The sequence below is a fragment of the Mesorhizobium sp. M0011 genome, from assembly GCF_040324155.1.
Lineage (GTDB): Bacteria > Pseudomonadota > Alphaproteobacteria > Rhizobiales > Rhizobiaceae > Mesorhizobium.
In genome coordinates, this window is sequence record NZ_JAMYVQ010000018.1 from 120,192 (window position 1) to 138,953 (window position 18,762).

At 62.1% G+C, this 18,762-nt stretch carries 14 protein-coding genes; 2 read left to right on the forward strand and 12 right to left on the reverse strand.

Annotated elements, in window-relative coordinates; translation table 11 throughout:
- The first annotated feature begins 183 nt into the window (after nucleotides 1–183).
- Nucleotides 184–1,989, forward strand: a complete 1,806-nt coding sequence (lepA, locus tag NKK51_RS20125) for a translation elongation factor 4 (RefSeq protein WP_127808532.1) — start codon at nucleotides 184–186, stop codon at nucleotides 1,987–1,989.
- Nucleotides 1,990–2,012: 23 nt separating this feature from the next.
- On the opposite strand, the gene NKK51_RS20130 is transcribed toward lepA, so the two are convergent.
- From NKK51_RS20130 to NKK51_RS20140, 3 genes are read right to left on the reverse strand one after another with little or no spacing between them, the layout of a single operon-like run.
- Entirely contained in the window at nucleotides 2,013–2,741 is a 729-nt protein-coding gene (locus NKK51_RS20130) for an MAE_28990/MAE_18760 family HEPN-like nuclease (protein WP_352554372.1), read from the reverse strand.
- Nucleotides 2,692–3,825, reverse strand: coding sequence for a GmrSD restriction endonuclease domain-containing protein (locus NKK51_RS20135; protein ID WP_352554373.1), 1,134 nt, complete (start codon nucleotides 3,823–3,825; stop codon nucleotides 2,692–2,694). Before NKK51_RS20135 ends, NKK51_RS20130 begins: the two co-directional genes overlap by 50 nt.
- Complete coding sequence (locus NKK51_RS20140; protein ID WP_352554374.1) at nucleotides 3,825–5,150, reverse strand: DNA methyltransferase; 1,326 nt, start codon at nucleotides 5,148–5,150, stop codon at nucleotides 3,825–3,827. The genes NKK51_RS20135 and NKK51_RS20140 overlap by 1 nt, the downstream gene beginning before the upstream one ends.
- A 381-nt stretch (nucleotides 5,151–5,531) precedes the next feature.
- Here NKK51_RS20140 and NKK51_RS20145 point away from each other — a divergent pair, with 381 nt between their 5' ends.
- The gene (locus NKK51_RS20145) at nucleotides 5,532–5,804 is read left to right on the forward strand and encodes a hypothetical protein (protein ID WP_352554375.1); all 273 of its coding nucleotides are present in this window, start codon (nucleotides 5,532–5,534) and stop codon (nucleotides 5,802–5,804) included.
- Between the two features lie 483 nt (nucleotides 5,805–6,287).
- Here NKK51_RS20145 and NKK51_RS20150 read toward each other — a convergent pair whose 3' ends face one another.
- The 9 genes from NKK51_RS20150 to NKK51_RS20190 form a co-directional block, all read right to left on the reverse strand.
- Entirely contained in the window at nucleotides 6,288–7,928 is a 1,641-nt protein-coding gene (locus NKK51_RS20150) for an ABC transporter substrate-binding protein (RefSeq protein ID WP_352554376.1), read from the reverse strand.
- A 485-nt stretch (nucleotides 7,929–8,413) separates the two neighbouring features.
- Nucleotides 8,414–9,358, reverse strand: coding sequence for an alpha/beta hydrolase (locus NKK51_RS20155; RefSeq protein ID WP_352554377.1), 945 nt, complete (start codon nucleotides 9,356–9,358; stop codon nucleotides 8,414–8,416).
- An 11-nt stretch (nucleotides 9,359–9,369) separates the two neighbouring features.
- Complete coding sequence (locus tag NKK51_RS20160) at nucleotides 9,370–10,050, reverse strand: isochorismatase family protein (RefSeq protein WP_352554378.1); 681 nt, start codon at nucleotides 10,048–10,050, stop codon at nucleotides 9,370–9,372.
- 259 nt (nucleotides 10,051–10,309) lie between these two features.
- Nucleotides 10,310–11,614, reverse strand: a complete 1,305-nt coding sequence (locus tag NKK51_RS20165) for a M24 family metallopeptidase (RefSeq protein WP_023813445.1) — start codon at nucleotides 11,612–11,614, stop codon at nucleotides 10,310–10,312.
- Nucleotides 11,615–11,936: 322 nt separating this feature from the next.
- Entirely contained in the window at nucleotides 11,937–12,908 is a 972-nt protein-coding gene (locus NKK51_RS20170; protein ID WP_031213664.1) for a GlxA family transcriptional regulator, read from the reverse strand.
- A 296-nt stretch (nucleotides 12,909–13,204) separates the two neighbouring features.
- On the reverse strand, nucleotides 13,205–14,386 hold the full coding sequence (locus NKK51_RS20175) for a trans-sulfuration enzyme family protein (protein WP_352554379.1): 1,182 nt from the start codon (nucleotides 14,384–14,386) through the stop codon (nucleotides 13,205–13,207).
- On the reverse strand, nucleotides 14,383–15,804 hold the full coding sequence (locus NKK51_RS20180; protein WP_352554380.1) for a pyridoxal-phosphate dependent enzyme: 1,422 nt from the start codon (nucleotides 15,802–15,804) through the stop codon (nucleotides 14,383–14,385). Before NKK51_RS20180 ends, NKK51_RS20175 begins: the two co-directional genes overlap by 4 nt.
- A 361-nt stretch (nucleotides 15,805–16,165) precedes the next feature.
- Nucleotides 16,166–17,500: an FAD/NAD(P)-binding protein gene (locus NKK51_RS20185; protein WP_023813441.1), complete on the reverse strand. Its 1,335-nt coding sequence runs from the start codon at nucleotides 17,498–17,500 to the stop codon at nucleotides 16,166–16,168.
- Between the two features lie 31 nt (nucleotides 17,501–17,531).
- A complete protein-coding gene (locus tag NKK51_RS20190) occupies nucleotides 17,532–18,008 on the reverse strand; it encodes an RrF2 family transcriptional regulator (protein ID WP_352554381.1) in 477 nt (158 codons plus the stop codon).
- Nucleotides 18,009–18,762: the final 754 nt, after the last annotated feature.

Consider the following 18,762-nt stretch of genomic DNA (forward strand, 5'->3'; position numbering starts at 1 on the left):
ATTTATCGATTTTTCTTGGAATCCGGGGGAAAAGGCGACAAGCGCCCGCACCGCTTGCCCCGACAGCCGGCTGCTCTGCTTTTCCGGCAGCGCCTGTACGGCTTGCCAGGCAACGGGCCGCGCCACATATGCGGCGGCAGCCTGCCGCTTGCTCGGGCAAGCCACCCCTGCTAAACGCGCGCCATGAGCACGCCCCTCGACCACATCCGCAATTTCTCCATCGTCGCCCATATCGACCATGGCAAATCCACGCTTGCCGACAGGCTGATCCAGCTGACCGGCGGGCTGGAGCTGCGCGACATGAAGGAGCAGGTGCTGGACTCGATGGATATCGAGCGCGAGCGCGGCATCACCATCAAGGCGCAGACGGTGCGGCTGAAGTACCACGCCAACAATGGCGAGGACTATATCCTCAATTTGATCGACACGCCCGGACATGTCGACTTCGCCTATGAAGTGTCGCGTTCGCTCGCCGCCTGCGAGGGGTCGCTGCTGGTGGTCGACGCCTCGCAGGGCGTCGAGGCGCAGACGCTGGCCAATGTCTACCAGGCGATCGACAACAACCACGAGATCGTCGTCGTGCTGAACAAGGTCGACCTGCCGGCCGCCGAGCCCGAGCGCATCCGCGAGCAGGTCGAGGAGGTGATCGGCATCGACGCCTCCAACGCCGTGCTGATCTCGGCCAAGACCGGCCTCGGCATTCCCGACGTGCTGGAAGCCATCGTCCACCAATTGCCGCCGCCGCGCGAAGGCGACGCCACGGCGCCCTTGAAGGCGATGCTGGTCGACTCCTGGTACGACGCCTATCTCGGCGTCATCGTGCTGGTGCGTGTCATCGACGGCGTGCTGAAAAAGGGCCAGACCATCCGCATGATGGGCACCGGCGCCAAGCACCTGGTCGAGCGCACCGGCGTGTTCACCCCGGCCCGCATCAATGTCGACGAGCTCGGCCCCGGCGAGTTCGGCTTTTTCACCGGCTCGATCAAGGAAGTGGCCGACACCCGCGTCGGCGACACCATCACCGAGGACAAGCGCACCACCGCCAAGGCACTGCCCGGCTTCAAGCCGGCGCAGCCGGTGGTGTTCTGCGGTCTGTTCCCGGTCGACGCCGCCGATTTCGAGGATCTGCGCGCCGCGGTCGGCAAATTGCGCCTCAACGACGCCAGCTTCTCTTTTGAAATGGAAACCAGTGCGGCGCTCGGCTTCGGCTATCGCTGCGGCTTCCTTGGCTTGCTGCATCTCGAAATCATCCAGGAGCGGCTGGAGCGCGAGTTCAACCTCGACCTGATCGCCACGGCGCCCTCAGTCGTCTACCGGCTGGCTCTGACCGACGGCTCGATGAAGGAGCTGCACAACCCGGCCGACATGCCCGACGTGGTGAAGATCTCCGCCATCGAGGAGCCGTGGATCCGCGCCACCATTTTGACGCCCGACGACTATCTCGGCGGCATTTTGAAACTCTGCCAGGACCGGCGCGGCATCCAGGCCGACCTGTCCTATGTCGGCAAGCGCGCCATGCTGATCTACGATTTGCCGCTCAATGAAGTCGTGTTCGATTTCTACGACCGGCTGAAGTCGATCTCCAAGGGCTACGCCTCCTTCGACTATCACCTCACCGACTACAAGGAAGGCGATCTCGTCAAGATGTCGATCCTGGTCAATGAGGAGCCGGTGGATGCGCTTTCCATGCTGGTGCACCGCACGGCGGCGGAAAAGCGCGGCCGGCAGATGTGCGAGAAGCTGAAGGAGCTGATCCCGAACCATCTGTTCAAGATCCCGATCCAGGCCGCAATCGGCGGCAAGGTCATCGCCCGCGAAACCATCTCGGCACTGCGCAAAGACGTCACCGCCAAATGCTACGGCGGCGACGTGAGCCGGAAGCGCAAGCTGTTGGACAAGCAGAAAGAGGGCAAGAAGCGGATGCGCCAGTTCGGCAAGGTGGATATCCCGCAGGAGGCTTTTATTCAGGCGCTGAAGATGGGGGATTGAGAAGCCGGTTGACCTTGCGGGAGTCAGGCCGCGACGGGTCTCTGGTAGGCTTTTTTAGTTAGTGCATCATACACTTCTGCTTGAACAAATTGCATTACGTCGAACGCGGTAGAAACGTATTGATCAGTATCCGCTTTTGTTGGCGTTGTTAGTTCACCATGGGCGATCTGGTTTCGTTTCCCTAAAAGCATACTGATATGCCCATCGTGACCGGCTAGCACATCAAACGGCAAGCCCAGTCTATACATATTTTTCTTTAATACAGCCGGGCTAAGATTCGACTCTGTGTCGATGACGTTGTCAGGAATATTCACTGAAGTAGCCATCAGAGGGCCGATCTGCCTGACAAATTCCTGTTCTCTCCATGCCATGTGGAGCGCGGAATCGTCTGGCAAGGGGCCCCCAAAAATAGGATGTTTGGATTGAATGTGACGGAGAGCTGCAAAAGTCTTGTGTAGCGTCGCTGCGACAAGCGGAGCGATCGCTTCGCTGCATGGAATCTTTGCGGAGTTAACAGCCGACGCATACCCATCCATTGCGAACTTTGCGAAGCCCTCGAGATGAGCATATGTAACCAAAACTAGGGATCTCCTAAGAGCATTCTGACGATCTTTGTCAGTTTCTGACTCTGCCAAATTCTGCAGCAAGCGAACCTCGGCTTCGCGTACCGCGCGACCAGCTTCGAGCTCCTGAAATATCTCGTTAGGGAAACGCAATTTCAAGTCTTTCAGAAACAAAGGAAATTCGGGCATTTAGCGGCCCAGGCGAATTCTTTCCGCCACCCGTCGTAATCGCAATAAAAGCGGGATCCAACTTGATCGCCCTTAGAGTATCCCTCAATCGTTCCAAAAGCGCCGGACTGCTAACATCGATACGGTCAATAACCGATTGAATCCCTATCGTTATTCCCTCGAAGTGATAAATGCTGAATCCTAAGCTGAGCGTCGTTTTATCGCGATTTGCGAAAGCAAATGCATATTCGCCAAGCGACAGCCACAGAGCTTGAAAAGTCTTTCGAAAGTTCTTTTCCTCCACCTCGTAATCGAAAGGCGCATTGCGCGATGGGTCACAAATCGCTTCCATGTACTCGTCTAAGAAATCCGTAACTTCATGTTTGAACTGCGCGCGTTGGTTTTTTAAGGCAAAGAATCTTAGAACTAGCTCCTCGTCAAAAGCTGACATACGCCTCTCATATGTCAGAGATTCGGTACATGACTTAAAGTCGTCCACTTGGGCCATCTTTACTACGAAGTTGGGGAACACGTCGCTCAGCATTCTCATCGCGGAGTTCCGAACTTGGTGAGCAGACAGCGTCTCTCCTCCGGTGTTCAGACGTTTAAACATGTGATACTTGAAACGTCGATCTGTTTCCTTGCGAACGACCTCCATCCGAATGAAGCGACGCTTTAGCCTTATCTGCAGTGCGGTAGGAAGATCGTCGTAAGTGAGACCATCCAACTCGGGCACAATATCGCAATCCTCAAGGACCAGCATGTCACCAAGCTCCACAGGGGGCGTTGCCTGTGGCGCTTTCAACTTTCCTCTCAAATGTAAATAGGAAGATATCCGCTGGAGGCCGTCGATAAGCTGATAAGCATTGGACTCTTCTTCAATCACGAATATCGGCGGAACCGGCATTTCCAGAAGAAGAGACTCAATAAAACGTGACTGCTGAGCAGCTGTCCACCGAAATAACCTCTGATAATCCGGCTGGATATCTAGCTCTTTATTTTCCCACATATCCATAAGTTCGTTGAACGAAACATCCAACGCCGTCGTGTTAGCCTGCCGAACGCTAGCCGCTATTGCAGCGATCAAGTCCGGTTTGTCGGCCATCAGGAAACTTTCTCAAAACATAAGACAGCCTCTGTCGGGACAGATGGTCTGCCATAAATCTTCGTGTGTCGGTTTACGCGCATCATTGAGCGATTGAAACGAAAGTCTTCCCTGCGGCCAAGGCGAAGGTTCTGACTCTCGCACATTTCGACGACGATAGCCGGCAGGTCATTATGTATTTCTTTGTAGTATGAATCTTGAACCACCAAACAAGCAACCCCACCCGGTCGCAGCGCTGACGAAATGCGACTAAGTGACTTGCTAATCTTATCAAAGTAATCGAGATGCGTTCGATAGTAGTAAGTCGAAGATGCCTTGGAGTCGTGGTCTTTAACTTGCTTGAGAAATTCATTACATGCCCTGCCCCACAGAACGGATGGAACGATCTCTTTGATCGGAACTCTGATCGAGCCAACCATGTTTCGACTTAACTCTTCTCTTGCCTCAGGCAAAATTGGAGCCAAGATAGCTAGTTCAATACGTGTCGCCGCTGTATAGTCGATTCGCGTACAATAAGGCGGAGACGTCACAACAAAGTCAACACTGCTGGGGCTCAACTCTGTGCTGGTAGTGTCGGCGACCTCTATGACCCATGGCGGTACTGCCGGCTTGGACTTCTCCGTGGCAGCAAGCTCTGCTGCCATAGCACGCACGTTGTCTACGAACACCTGGGTTACTTCTCCGACAGGCGCTACAGTCTTCTGTGCGTCAGATCTGGGTTTACGCATCCAAGTCGGGTTCGTTGATCTACGGGCGTGGCTCAGAGAGCGGCATGTCGCAAAAAGACCCAGGTAGAGAGTGGCGGCGAGTCCGGAGATTCGCCCGATATCAACCACGCAACCTGGTGGGGTGGTGCCCCCAACGGTGCTTTGGCGGATGGCTCCCTCGATCTGGCGTATCTTCGCGGCGGTCGCAGGGACAAACCATTCCTCTAGCGGATCGTTTGCGACGACAGCAACGCGCCGAGGAGTTTTTGTGGAAATCGTAAGCGCAAGTGGGACTAACGAATCCGCCTCGCTAGGCGGCAACATTCTGGCCCGAGCAATCACCACCATCACCGGATTTATATCTAATCCGATCGCCTTGTGTCCAAGTCTTGAGGCGACAAGGGTAGAGGTCCCGCTACCGTTCCAAGGGTCAAATACTACTGAGTTAGCGGGTAAGCCTGCGCTCCCGAGCAGATCTTCAACGAAAATCTCAGGATAGCCGGCATAGTACGGGAAAAACCTTTCCCATCCCGTTTGCATGTTCCTATTTCGCTTTGGCGAACTTATGTTAAGACTTTCGAGCTGAGAAATCTCTAACCTCACTCTGCAATGCGCCATCACGGCAGGCAGCTACGGAATCAAGTGGCGCATTCTAGCCGTTCGCATAGTTTTTGGAATCCCTGTTCTCATCGCCTTGAGGTGTTGAGTTGGACACTCATTGCCTGCCTTCGCAAGGCTTGAGGCGATTTCAGATGCGTTCCAGTCCTTCGGTCGCTGGCGCCTTCGTCGCCAGCGCTCCGCTGCGCGAAACACTCTGGACGATCGACGGCGCAGCACTCGTGGTCGCAACCGCGCTGCTGACGATGAAATACCAGCGGCTGGGCAATGACTGTGTCGCGACCGGCTTCCTGACCTTCCTGGCCGGCGAAAGCCTGCTGCTCGCCGGCAATGCGGGGGGCTGGAGGCCAGCGTGCCCTCCTATGTCGGGGGCATCTCGCTTTGGGCGCGGTCATCGTCAGCGCGTCGAAGACTTTCGCCCTGTGGATGCGGCTCACCGCGCTCGTGGCCGCCGTGCTGTTTGTCATCTCGGCTTGCATGATCCTGTGGGGCGCGCCCTTGCACCTCGCCGCCGCTGCCCGCCGCCGGCTATCCCTTCCTGGTGCTGACTTTTATCGGCTGGATCTGCACGCTTCTGAGGGCGGCGCGGTGAGCCTCTGTCCGCTTCCGTACCAAACGTCCGGCCTGGTTGATCGAGCATCGCCGGAACGGTAAAAAATCCGGGCGGCGGACCCAGGTTCGCCAGTGGCCGGCGCGGGCTCAGGCAACTGCCTCACCGGCATTCGCGCCGGCCATTTCCCAGTTGCATCCTGGTGGCAAGCGATCCAGCGGCTGGCGCCGGGTGTGAGGGTGGAGCGGAAGACCCATCCGCAAGCGAAGCTTGCGCTTTACGAAGCCTCCTCATCCGGCCGCTTCGCGGCCACCTTCTCCCGAGGGGAGAAGAGGAGGCGCCAGTGCTGGCAGTCTCCTCTCCCCTCGGGGAGAGGGTGGCCGTAGCGAAGCGGAGGTCGGGTGAGGGGGCGGCGCGACGTCTGGAGATTCTTGCTCCGGCTTCGGCGTTCCTGCCTTCACAATCCCTCATCAGGTTTTGGCTTCGCGGCGGCTGCGCGTTTGGCGAATGGGTTCCCCCACTCCGTCGCTGCTTCGCAGCGCCACCTCGTCTTCCTCCGGAGGGAGAGGAACCCAAGAGCGGATGGCTCAGTTCTCGATCCATACCTTCTCGAAATGCTGCTCCAGCGCCTGGTGCTGTTCGCAGCCTTCGACGCCCTTGCGATACGTGCGGTAGACCGAGCGCCAGTAGGGTTGGATGATGACGCCCGAGTCGCGCAGATTCTGCTCGATCTTGCCCATGATCTCCTTGCGCGCCTTGGCGTCCGGTGTCGCCAGCGCCTTGTCGAGCAGCTCGTCGAACTCCTTGCTGGCGTAGGCGCTCTCGTTCCAGGCGGCGCCCGATTTATACGCCAGCGCCAGCACCTGGACGCCGAGCGGCCGGCCGAGCCATTCGGTGCAGGAGAAGGGGTATTTGCTCCAGTCGTTCCAGAAGGTGGCGGCGGGCAGCACGGTGCGCTTGATCTTGAGGCCGGCCTCGCGCATCTGCGCGCCGATGGCGTCGCCGGTGCTCTTTTGCCATTCGAGATCGACGGAAATGAGCTCGAATTCGTGGTCGGCCTTGCCGGCCTCGGCAAGCAGCTTTTTCGACTGGTCGACGTCGCGCCTGGCCGGGCCGATATCGGCATATTCTGGATGCATGGGGCCGACATGGTGGTTGTCGGCGGGCTTGCCGCGGCCGCCGAGGCCAAGCGCCAGCACGGCGGAATTGTCGACGGCGAGCTGGGCGGCGCGGCGCACCTTGACGTCGTCATAGGGCGCGTTGCCGATATTGAAGCGGGCGACGATGGTGGAGCCGGTGGCGATCTCGGAGTTCATCAGCCCCATCTGCTCGGTCTGCGAGACGGCGTCGGAGGCGGTTTCGTGGTCGGTGTCGATCTCGCCGGATTCGAAGGCCGACAGCATGGCGTTGGGGTCGGAGCCGTAATCGACCCATTTGATGCCGTCGAGGTAGAATTCGCCCTTCCACCAAGGCTTATCCCTGCGCTTCACCTCGGCACCCGTCTCGGCATCCCAGCTGACCAGCTCGCAGGGGCCGGTGGTGATGGCAAGCGCCTTCAGCGGGTCGCCGTCGCCCTCATAGGAGCGATGCATGATCAGTGCCGGATAGTCGGCCATGCCGGCGATCAGCGAAATGTCGGGCTTGGGCAGATTGAGCTTGATGGTGAAGTCGTCGACCTTGGCGATGCCGCCGTCGACGACCTTCTTGGTGCCGTCATTGACCAGCGCGCCCATGCGTGCGGCGACCGAATTGCCCGGCACCGATGCATCGCACCAGCGGGTGAGGTTGTGAATGACATCGTCGGCGTTGAAGGCATCGCCATTCGACCAGGAGATGCCCTTGCGCACATGCAGGGTCAGCGTCCTGGCGTCGTCGCTCGCTTCCCAGCTTTCGAGCAGCCAGGGCTCGAAGGAGAAGTCGGTGTTCCAGCGCACCAGATATTCGTTGCAGTGGCGAGCGACATTCGACATTTCCACGCCGTCGAAGGTGCGCGGGTCCTTGAAGCCCTTGACGTTCATGGCGACGCGCAAGACGCCGCCCTTCCTGGGCTCCGCCGCGCGGGCAGGGGTGGTGCTCAGCCCGCCCAGCGCCAGCGCGCCGGCGGCGCTGACGCCGAGGCCGGCCATCAGGGCCAGGTATTCGCGGCGGTTGATGCCGCCGGTCCTGAAATCGTCGGCGACGAGCTTGGCTTGCGGGTGCAGTTTGCGATCGGTCAGCATGAATTTCATCGTCGTTCCCCTGTTGTTGATGCATGCCGCCCAAAAGTGCCCAGCGGTTTTGGGACAACGGCATGCACAGAAAAATCGCCCCGGCCGATCGACAGACGCGGGGGCGGACGCGATCGCCGGGGCGCCATTGCCTGAGTGGGGATGATAGAGCGGGGTGACGCTGGGAAGTGTTCGGGAATCCGCAGTGATTGTGCGGAGTTCCGCAGGGTGCCAAGCGAGGGCCTCCCCCTTCGAAAATTGGCGAAGGGTGACGTGACAGCCAATCTCCCCCCTTGCGGGGGAGATGTCCGGCAGGACAGAGGGGGGTGTGAAGGATCGCCGACCTTCGATCCCCAGATCATTTAAAATCGGTCTGAGAGCGCGGCTGGACTTAGCTGATTAGCTGAAAGGTCAGCGGAACAGCACCCCCCTCTGTCCTGCCAGACATCTCCCCCGCAAGGGGGGAGATTGGCGCCCCACCGCCGGCGCCTTCCTTCCTCAGCCACTCAATACGGCCACTCGCCCTTACCCAACGCACCAACCGCCGCAACAATCCGCGCAAACGCCTCCGCCGCTGCCGGCACCGTGCTGCGCGCGCGCAGGAAGCTGTGCACCAGTCTCGGTTCCTCGTGCCACCACGCCTTGCCGCCAGCGGCCACAATGCGGTCGCGATAAGCCGCGCCGTCCGACGACAGCGGGTCGCATTGCGCCGTGACGATCACCGTCGGCGGCAGGCCGGTGAAATCCGTGTCGCGCAGCGGCGAGAAGGTCGGATCGTCCAGCAATTGCCGCCTGGCCGAACGGACGTCGCGGTAGAAGGCGATGTCGGCCACCGACAGCAGCGGCGCCTCGGCGTGCTCGACATAGGAGCCGGCGCTCTCGTCGCCGCCGAGTTCGGGATAGATCAGCACTTGCCCGACCGCAGCTCTGATATGGCGGCGCGTCGCCTGCGCCACGGCGGCGGCGAGATTCCCGCCCGCGCTTTCGCCGCACAGCACCAGCGGCAAGCCTGTCGCCGCCGCCCATTCGAAGGCGGCCACCGCATCGTCGAAGGCGGCGGGATGAAGATGCTCCGGCGCCAGCCGGTAGTCGACCGACAGCACGTCGAAGCCGGTGCCGGCGCAGAGCTCGGCGCAGATGTCGTCATGGCTTTCGAGCCCGCCGAGGATGAAGCCGCCGCCGTGGTAGTAGATCACCATCGCCTGGGCGGCCTTGCCGGCAAGCTGGTAGCGGCGGATCGGGATGTCGCGGCCGGCGGCGGCGATCAGGCTGTCGCTGGCCGTGACGCCGGGCGGGCGGCCCTGATGGAAGGCGCGGCTCATCCGGTCATAGACTTCGCGCTGCCTGTCGATCGGCAGGCCGATGATCTCAGGCGGATACCAGGTGTTGACCGCGTCGATATAGGCCCAGAGTTCGGGGGCGAGCCGGGTTTCGTATTTGCCCCGAGTCATGCTTTCGACAGTCATAGATCGGCGTAGAGCGCGGCCGCGTTGTCGAAGGAGAAGCGCAGCGGCACCGAGCCTTCGACCTGCCAGGCGGTGACGGTCTCGCCGGCCAGCAGCCGGCAGGCGCTGACGGTGTCGGTGACGGCGCCACCATAGAGCCGGTTGGCGAGGTTGAGGATGCCGGTCTGGTGCATGGCGGCACTGCCGCTGCCACAGGCATCCTTGACCAGCAGCACGCGAAAGCCCTTTGCCACCGCGTCTTTCACCGAGGCGTCGATACAGGCCTCGGTCCAGACGCCTGATACGACCAACCATTCGATGCCGGCGGATTTGATGTCGCGCGCCGCCGGCCCGGTGCGGAAGGCGCTGGCCTCGGCCTTGACCAGCAGCGCCTCGCCCATGGCCGGCGCCACCTCATGGCAGATCTCGGTCAGCGGATCGCTCTTGTCGGAAAAGGCCGACTTGCCGTCCTCACCGACCGGATGAAACGGCCGGTCCTGCTTGTCGAGATCGACGATGTAGGCCCAGTGGTAGAGCGGCACATGGTGCTGCCGCGCCGCCGCCTGCAGGCGCTGGACGTTGGCGAGGATGCCGGCAAAGCCGTCGACCAGGTAGCGCTTGTCCTGCCGGTGCTCTTCCTGCAGGTCGATGAAGATCGCGGCCACCGTGCCGCGCTTGATGGCGATGGGGGTTTTCATGCGGCTTCATTATCCACGGGCGGAGCAGTCCAAGACTCTTGCCTGTGCCGGTGGGACAGCACCCCCCTCTGCCCTGCCGGGCATCTCCCCCGCAAGGGGGGAGATCGGCCGTCGCGAATGCCCTCGCCAATCGTCAGAGTTGCAGGAAAAAGCGCTCCAGGCGACGCTGCCAATCTCCCCCCTTGCGGGGGAGATGTCCGGCAGGACAGAGGGGGGTGCGACGGAATGAGGCGCTTGTTGTGAGCGTTAGTTGCGCGTATCAAACCTGCGTCTCCAGAAACTCATCCTCATAGGGAAAGCGCGACAGAAGCTCCGTGCCGGTGTCGGTGATCAGGATCTCGTCCTCCAGCTTGACGCCCTCGCGGCCGCCTTTCTCGCCGATATAGCTTTCGACGCTCACCACCATGCCTGGCACGATATGGCCGTCGCGGCCATAGGTCTCGTAATCCATGGCGTGCGCAATGAACGGCGTTTCGCCATGCATGCCGACGCCGTGCATGACCGAGGTGTAGCGCTGGTCGACGAAACGGTCGGGGATTTTCCACGCCTTCTCGGCAATCTCGCGGAACGCCATGCCGGGTTTGACGACCCCGATGTTGTGCTGAACCTGGTCGTGCGCCATGCGGTAGAGCGACTTCTGGTAGGGGGTCGGCTTGCCCGGTCCGCAGCGGAAGGTGCGAGAGAAATCCGAATAATAGCCGTAGCAGCCGATGGTGTCGGTATCGAGCGCCAGCAGTTCGCCGGGGCGGATCTTGCGGCCGCTGGCCTCGTTGAACCAGGGATTGGTGCGCTGGCCGGAGGTGAGCAGCCGGGTCTCGATGAACTCGCCGCCCTGGCGGATGACCTCGCCATACATGATGGCGAACAGGTCGTTTTCGGAAACGCCGGGCTTGATCGCCTCGCGCACCGCATAGACGGCGGCCTCGGCGCCGGCCATCGACACCTGCAGGCATTTGACTTCCTCGGGCGTCTTCACGGCGCGCACCGCCAGGATCTCGCCCTGGCAATCGCGAACCTCGCAGCCGCGCTTTTCCAGCGCCAGCGCCTGCAGATGGCTGCAGCGGTCGAGGCCGAGCTTCATCGAGCCGCCGCCATGCTGCTTCAGAAGCTCGGCGATCTCGTCGGCGAAGGGACCGGCGGTTTCGTCGTCGCGGCCCGACACCGACGACCAGACGAGCTTGGAAGGACGCGCCTCGTCGATCGTGTCGAGCACCATGGAGACATGATAGCTCTGCGGGTATTCGAACAGCACGATCGGCCCAACGGTCGGGATAAAGAAATAGCGGGTCGAGTTGCGCAGGAAATAGCCGAACATGTTGCGCGAGCCGGTGGCGTAGCGCTGGTTATAGGGGTCGAACAACACGACGCCGCCATAGCCGGCCTCGCGCATCCAGCCGCGCAGTTTCGCCAGCCGGCCCTTGCGCAGCGCATCGGCATCGATGAAGGACGGCTCGGTGTCCGACAGCCACATACCGCCGGCCGGATCGGCGGCAGCGGGGTGGCGCATGCGGTCCTTGAAGTCCACGTCCTCGGTGCTGTCGGGATCGAATACGACGATGCTCATTGGGGTCGGCCTTGGCTGGGTTGCGAGGGTTGAGCATGGCGCAAGAGGGGCGGAGGGATTGTGCTGAAAACCGCAGGTGTTGTGCGGGATGCCGCTGGAGCCTAATGCGGAACGCTAGAGGGACAGCACCCCCCTCTGTCCTGCCGGACATCTCCCCCGCAAGGAGGGAGATCGCTGTCATCTCGGCTTTCGCCAATCTCCAGCGTTGCAAGAAGAGCGCCTACATCGAAACAGCTAATCTCCCCCCTTGCGGGGGAGATGTCCGGCAGGACAGAGGGGGGTGTGACGGAACTCGACAAGGCCGCTCCTGGCACCGAGCACCCTAATGCCTCCTCGCCAATCTCGGCGGATGCCCGTGCTCCTCGCGAAACGCCCGCGCAAAACTCGACATCGAGGCGAAGCCGCAGGCGAGCGCCACGTCGCGTACGGCGAGCGTCGAGTGCGCCAGCAGGTCGGCGGCGCGTTTCAGCCTCAGGCGCCGGTAGTAGCCGTTGGGCGAGATGGCGAGTTCGGACCTAAAACTGCGCTCGAGCTTGTCGGAGGAGACGCCGAGCTTCGCGGTCAGCTCGACCATGCCGAGCCGCTCTTCCACCGCATCCTCCATGATGGCGATGGCCGACAGCACCAGCTCGTTCTGCACGCCGGTGCGCAGCCGCAGCGGCATCATCTTGCGGTCGATGCTGGAGCGCAGCTGGCTGTGCACGAACCATTCGGCAACGCCGGCGGCAAGCTCGGCGCCGTAGTCGCGGGTGATGATCTCCAGCATCATGTCGAGGCTGCCGACGCCGCCGGCCGAGGTGAAGCGCTTGCGGTCGATGACATAGAGGTCGCGCCTGAGCTCAATGTTGGGGAAGGCCTCGGTGAAGGCGGCCTGGCTGGTCCAGTGCAAGGTGCAGGCATGGCCGTCGAGCAGGCCGGCGCGGGCGAGGAAGAACGCCGCATCGGCCACCGCGCCGATATGGGCACCGTTGCGCAGGCTCTTGCGGATCCAGTGTGCTGCGTCCTCGGCGACGAGATGATCGGCATCGCCGCCCGAGCAGACGACGATGCGATCGACCTTCGGGGCATCCTCGGCGTAAAAACCCGGCTGGATGACGACGCCATTCGACGCCTCGACCGCGCCTTTCGTGCCGCCGACGATGATCCAGCGATAGCATTCTCTTTTCGCCAGGACATTGGCCGCACGCAGCGGCTCGATGACCGAGCTGAACGCCATCATCGGAAAGCCGGGAAACACCAGCACTGCGAAGGTGAGCGGGGTGTCGGTGGGTTTGGGTGGGGCGTGTGTAGCCATGGGGCGCTACATTTCGGGCAGATCGGGTTCGGGGTCAACGGGGCTTGGCTGAACGATGCGCGAAGCGCGGTTTGCCGTTGACCGTTGTCGCGGCGAAGAGATCGGTCCGACGTCGGCGGGACAGCACCCCCCTCTGGCCTGCCGGCCATCTCCCCCGCAAGGAGGGAGATTGGCAGCTTCGATGGCGCCGCTCGTCTTGCAACGTTCGAGATTAGCGAAAGCGGAAGTGACATCTGATCTCCCCACTAGAGGGGGAGATGTCCGGCAGGACAGAGGGGGGTGTGAAGGATCGCTGCCTATCCCCCCAGCGCCTGATCCAGATCCGCGATCAGATCGTCGCCATCCTCGATCCCCGCCGACAATCTTACCAGCGAATCCGATATGCCGATCTCGGCCCGCTTCTCGGCCGGAATGGACCCATGCGTCATCAGCGCCGGATGCTCGATCAGGCTTTCCACCCCGCCGAGGCTTTCGGCGAGCGTGAACAGTTGCGTGCGTTCGAGGAACTTTTTGGTGCCGGCAAGGTCACGGTCGAGCACGGCTGTGATCATGCCGCCGAAGGCGTGCATCTGCTGGACGGCGACGGCGTGCTGCGGATGGCTGGCGAGGCCGGGATAGATGACGCGGCGGATGTCGCGGCGCGCTTCCAGCCATTGCGCGATCTTCAGACCGTTGGCGGAGTGGCGCTCCATCCTGAGCGCCAGCGTCTTCAGCCCGCGCAGGGCGAGAAAACTGTCGAACGGGCCTGAAATGGCGCCGATGGCGTTCTGCAAGAATTTCAGCTGGGCGGCGAGCTCCTTGTTGTCGCCGACCACGGCGACGCCGCCGACCATGTCGGAATGGCCGTTGAGATATTTGGTCGTCGAATGCACCACGATGTCGATGCCGAGTTCCAGCGGCCGCTGAATATAGGGGCTGCAGAAGGTGTTGTCGGCGACCGTCAGAATCCCCTTGCGCCTGGCGAGTGCGGCGACGCCTTCGAGGTCGACGATGCGCAGCAGCGGGTTGGTCGGCGTCTCGACCCACAGCATTTTCGTCTCGGGCCGGATCGCGGCTTCCACGGCGGCCAGGTCGGTGAAGTCGACGAACGAGACCTGCAGATTGGCCGAGCGCTTGCGCACCCGCTCCATCAGCCGGAACGAGCCGCCATAGATGTCGTCAGTGGCGACGATATGGGCACCGGAATCGAGCAGCTCCAGAACGGTGGCGATCGACGCGAGGCCGGACGCGAAGGCGAAAGCGGCCGAGCCGCTTTCGAGATCGGCCACCGCGCGCTCGAAGGCAAAGCGCGTCGGGTTCTGGCTGCGGGCATATTCGAAGCCCTTGTGCACGCCGGGCGACTGCTGCCCATAGGTCGAGGTGGCGTAGATCGGCACCATCACCGCGCCGGTCAGGGGGTCGTGGCTCTGGCCGCCATGGATGGTGCGCGTCGAGAAGGCCAGGCGGTTTTTTCCGGCTGGCGGTGTGCTGCTGGTCATCGTGCGCGCCTCAAATGGTTGATCAGGTCGATGCGGGTAATCAGGCCGACGAATTCGTCGCCGTCGAAGATGATGGCGACCTCGTTGCGGTCGAAGACAGGCAGCAGCGCGTCCAGCGTCTGGCTGGCCTGCAGCGTGTGCAGATTGGAGGTCATGGCCGTGCGCACCGGGCCATTGAAACGCTCCCAGCGACCATCATAGGGGCCGTCGACATGAGCAAGAATATCGCTTTCATCGACGATGCCGACCAGTCTGCCATTGTCGAGCACCGGCAGCTGCGAGACATCGGAGCGGCGCATGCGGCCATAGGCGTTGAGCAGGCTTTCGTCCGGGCCGACATAGACGGTGTCGCCGGTGCGGTGCGAACGCATCACCAGGTCGCGCAGGTCGCCATGCTGTTCGTGCTCGGCCAAACCCTGCTCGGCCAGCCAGAAATCGTCGAACACCTTCGACAGATATTTGTTGCCGCTGTCGCAGACGAACGTGACGACGCGCTTGGGCACCGTCTGCTCGCGGCAATAGCGCAGAGCGGCCGACAGCAGCGTGCCCGACGACGAGCCGGCGAGGATACCTTCCTTCGACAAGAGGTCGCGGACCGCCAGCATGCTCTGCTTGTCGGGGATGGAATAGGCCTTCTTGACCAGCGACAGATCGGCGTTGGGCGGCACGAAATCCTCGCCGATGCCTTCGACAGTCCAGCTGCCGGCCTCTTCCATCTTGCCGGTCTTGATCAGCGGCGCCAGCACCGAGCCGACCGGATCGGCCAGCACCATTTCGGTCTTCGGCGACACTTTCGCGAAGTAGCGGCCGAGCCCGGTCAGCGTGCCGCCCGAGCCGACGCCGACGACCACGGCGTCGACATCGCCGTCGAGCTGCGAGAAAATCTCCGGGCCGGTGGTGGTTTCATGCGCCAGCGGATTGGCCGGGTTGGCGAACTGGTTGGCATAGAAGGCGCCGGGCGTTTCCGCCGTGATCTTCTCGGCCATGTCCTGGTAATATTCGGCATGGCCCTTGCCGACATCGGAGCGTGTCATGCGCACCTCGGCGCCGAGCGCGCGCAGATGCTGGATCTTTTCGCGCGACATCTTGTCGGGCACAACCAGCACGATGCGGTAGCCCTTGGGGATGCCGACCTGGGCGAGGCCGAGGCCGGTGTTGCCGGCGGTCGCCTCGACAATGGTGCCGCCACGCCTGAGCCTGCCCTGCTTTTCAGCCGCGGCGATCATCGACAGCGCGATGCGGTCCTTGATCGAGCCGCCGGGGTTCTGGCTTTCGAGCTTGATGAACAGCCGGCACTTGCCGGTGTCGAATTTGGTCAGCTCGACCACCGGCGTCTGGCCGATCAGGTCGAGAACCGACGCATAGGGCGAACGCAGGCGGGACAATTCGTCGGCTGCGGCGATCTCGTGCTCGCTCATATCGATGCTCCATGACCAAGCGACCGCCTCGAGGCAGAGCGGCAGCGTATCCTCTTTTCCAGCCCTTTGCAGTCGGAAAGAAGGTAGATCGTGCCAATCAACCGGCCAGATGTGGAATGAAATTCCGGGTTGTGGCTGTGGTCTCAAACTAAACGCTACCGCAGCACTCCGTCACACCCCCCTCTGGCCTGCCGGCCATCTCCCCCGCAAGGGGGGAGATCGGATGTCGCCGCCGGTTTCGCCAATCTCCAACGTCGAACAAGAGGGTGCATCAGGCGAAGCTGCCAATCTCCCTCCCTGCGGGGGAGATGTCCGGCAGGACAGAGGGGGGTGCTGTCCCGCCGGCATCAAAAGGTTCTGCCTAACCCAACAACTGCTTGCTCAGCCTCGCACACTGCACGCGGATATCCGGAATGGCGTCGATCTCGAAGAAGGTGCCGCGCGTCAGCGGGCCGACGGCGAGGATCTTGGCCGAGACGGTTCCGTCGCCGGCGATGATCTCGCATTTGGCCGATACATCGAGGCCGATGCGCAGCGGATCCGGCCGTGCTAGGCCGCGGTCGACCAGCGAGCGCACGACGCTGTTCGACGAGGTCGAGATGTCCCTGACGATACCAGAGCAATCGTAGATGCGGGCGACCTCGAAGGTCTCGAGGCGCTGCGTGTGGCGCGACTGGACCTGGACGGTGAATTCGCCGTTGCGCGCGATGTCGACGACGCGGCCGGCGACCAGGCGGATGCGGCCGGACCGCACGGCTTCGGTGACGCGGGCGTAGACCTCGGGCGCCATGCGATGGCGGTGGATGTCCCACCAGGCCTTGGTGTGCTCGACGAAGCGGCGCTTGGCGGAAGCCGGCCAGTTCTGCCAGATCTTCTGGTTGAACGGCCGCAGGCCGTCGACGACGTCGCGCCAGTCGATGCCGGCCTTCTGGTTTTCCTTGATCAGGTCGCGGAACCAGCCGACGAAATAGGAGAGCTGCGTGCCGAGCGGAATGTCGGCGACGTCGAGCTTGATCGGATTGCCCTTACGATGCGGCGAGGGCAGCAGGCCGCGCCGCGACACAGCTATGATGTCGCCGCGATGGCCGCGCTGCTCGAGCGCCAGGAAGGCATCGACCATGCTGAGGCCGGTGCCCAGCACCATGACGCCGGCGTCGGGGGGAAGTGCTGTGTCGGCTTCCGACCCCATCCTGACGGCATGGCCTTGCGCCGGCTCCTCGTCGTGGCCGGTGGCCAGCACGGCGAGATGCGCAACGACGCTGGTGCCGTTGGCCAGCGCCACTTCGACACCGGATGCGGTGGGCGTGATCGAGAGGCTTTCCTCGCGGATCAGCCGAAGCCGCCCGGTCTGCTTTTCGCGCGCCTGCAGCTCGTCGAGCAATTCGCCGAGGTAACGGGCATAGATGCTGCGCGGCGCATAGAAGGGCGCCTGCTCGGCCGTTGCCAGGCCGCGCTCCTGCAGCCAGCGCCAGAAATTGCCGGGATCGTCGGCATAGGCGCTCATGCCGGCGGCGCTGACATTCAAGACATGCGCCGAGAGCAGCGTCGAATAGGCGATGCCCTGGCCGAAATGCGGGCGCCTTTCGATCAGCGTGACGCGCAGGTCGGGATTGGGCGACTTCAGGAGATGCGCGGCCAGCACGACGCCGCTGGCGCCGCCGCCGACAATGATCATGGAGTTGGCACGCCCGGTCATAGGCATGCCTTCGCTCTGCGCAGCGCCAGTGTCAGGCCTGGACCTTCACCGCAACCGGCAGGTCGTCGATGCGCTTCGCGACCGATAGGTCGTCGAGGACGATGTCGCGCATTTCCGCGAGGCTGCGCTGATCGAGCACCTCGGCGATCGCCTGCCGGACCTCGAGCATCAGATGTCGGACTTGGCATGTCGCCTCGTTGCAATCTTCACAGCGCTGGTACTGGGTGCGGCTGGCGCAGGGGATCGGCGCCAGCGGACCATCGAGGACGCGCACGACATGGCCGACCTTGATCTCGTCGGCGGGGCGCGCCAGGCGATAGCCGCCATCCTTGCCCTTGCGGCTCTGGACGAAGCCGGCATTGCGCAACTCGCCCAGGATGGCGTCGAGAAATTTCTTCGGGATGTTGTTGCCGGTGGCGATGTCGTTGACGAAGGCAAGCTGCCCGGCCGGCAATTGCGCGAGATGGACGAGCGCCTTGAGGCCGTACTTGCCCTTTTTCGTGAGCATGAGATCAAAATTTCTCTGTCATGCGACGGCGTGGAACCATCGGTTGCAAAACGCCTGGCGTGCGTTGCCGCCGCGTCCAAGCCCGCATGACACATAAATTCTAGTGACATGATGTACAAGCCGAGAACTGTTGATTTTGCTTCGTTTTCAAGCCGCTGTGGCCATTTTAGCCCGACCTTGTGCCCTCGAAAGCACAAAAATGCCCTTTGAGAGCAGTGGGATGGCAAAATGGTCCTCCAGGGCCGGATGTGGTCGGCATCGACTGACGCGACGGCGAAAGCCGATCCATGCCGCGAGCGATCATGGTGATGTGGTGGCCGCTCATCGCCGACTCCAACTCTCTCATGTCGATAAGAATACTATACTTATGCTGGAGCACTGTGGAAGGTGTTTTCGAATCCATGGCTTTTTTGGGTATGGATTTGCCTGACAGGGGCAAGACTAGGAATTCTCGTTCGCGATCGAGGTCATGCCATTCCTTCGAGCGTTGGTGCGTGCAGAACCTTGCCGGACGCTGGCAGGACAACACCCCCCTCTGCCCTGCCGGGCATCTCCCCCGCAAGGGGGGAGATTGGCAGATCCACCGTAGGTTCAACGCCTGCAACGACGGCGATTGGCGAAAGCCGGGATGACAGCGATCTCCCTCCTTGCGGGCCCGTTGCGTTATTAAGTTATAGGGGCAAGGAGGGAGGGTCAGGCCAATGTGGGGTGCCTTGCGGCTCGGGTTTGAGGCCGGATTGGCTGGGGTTTGACG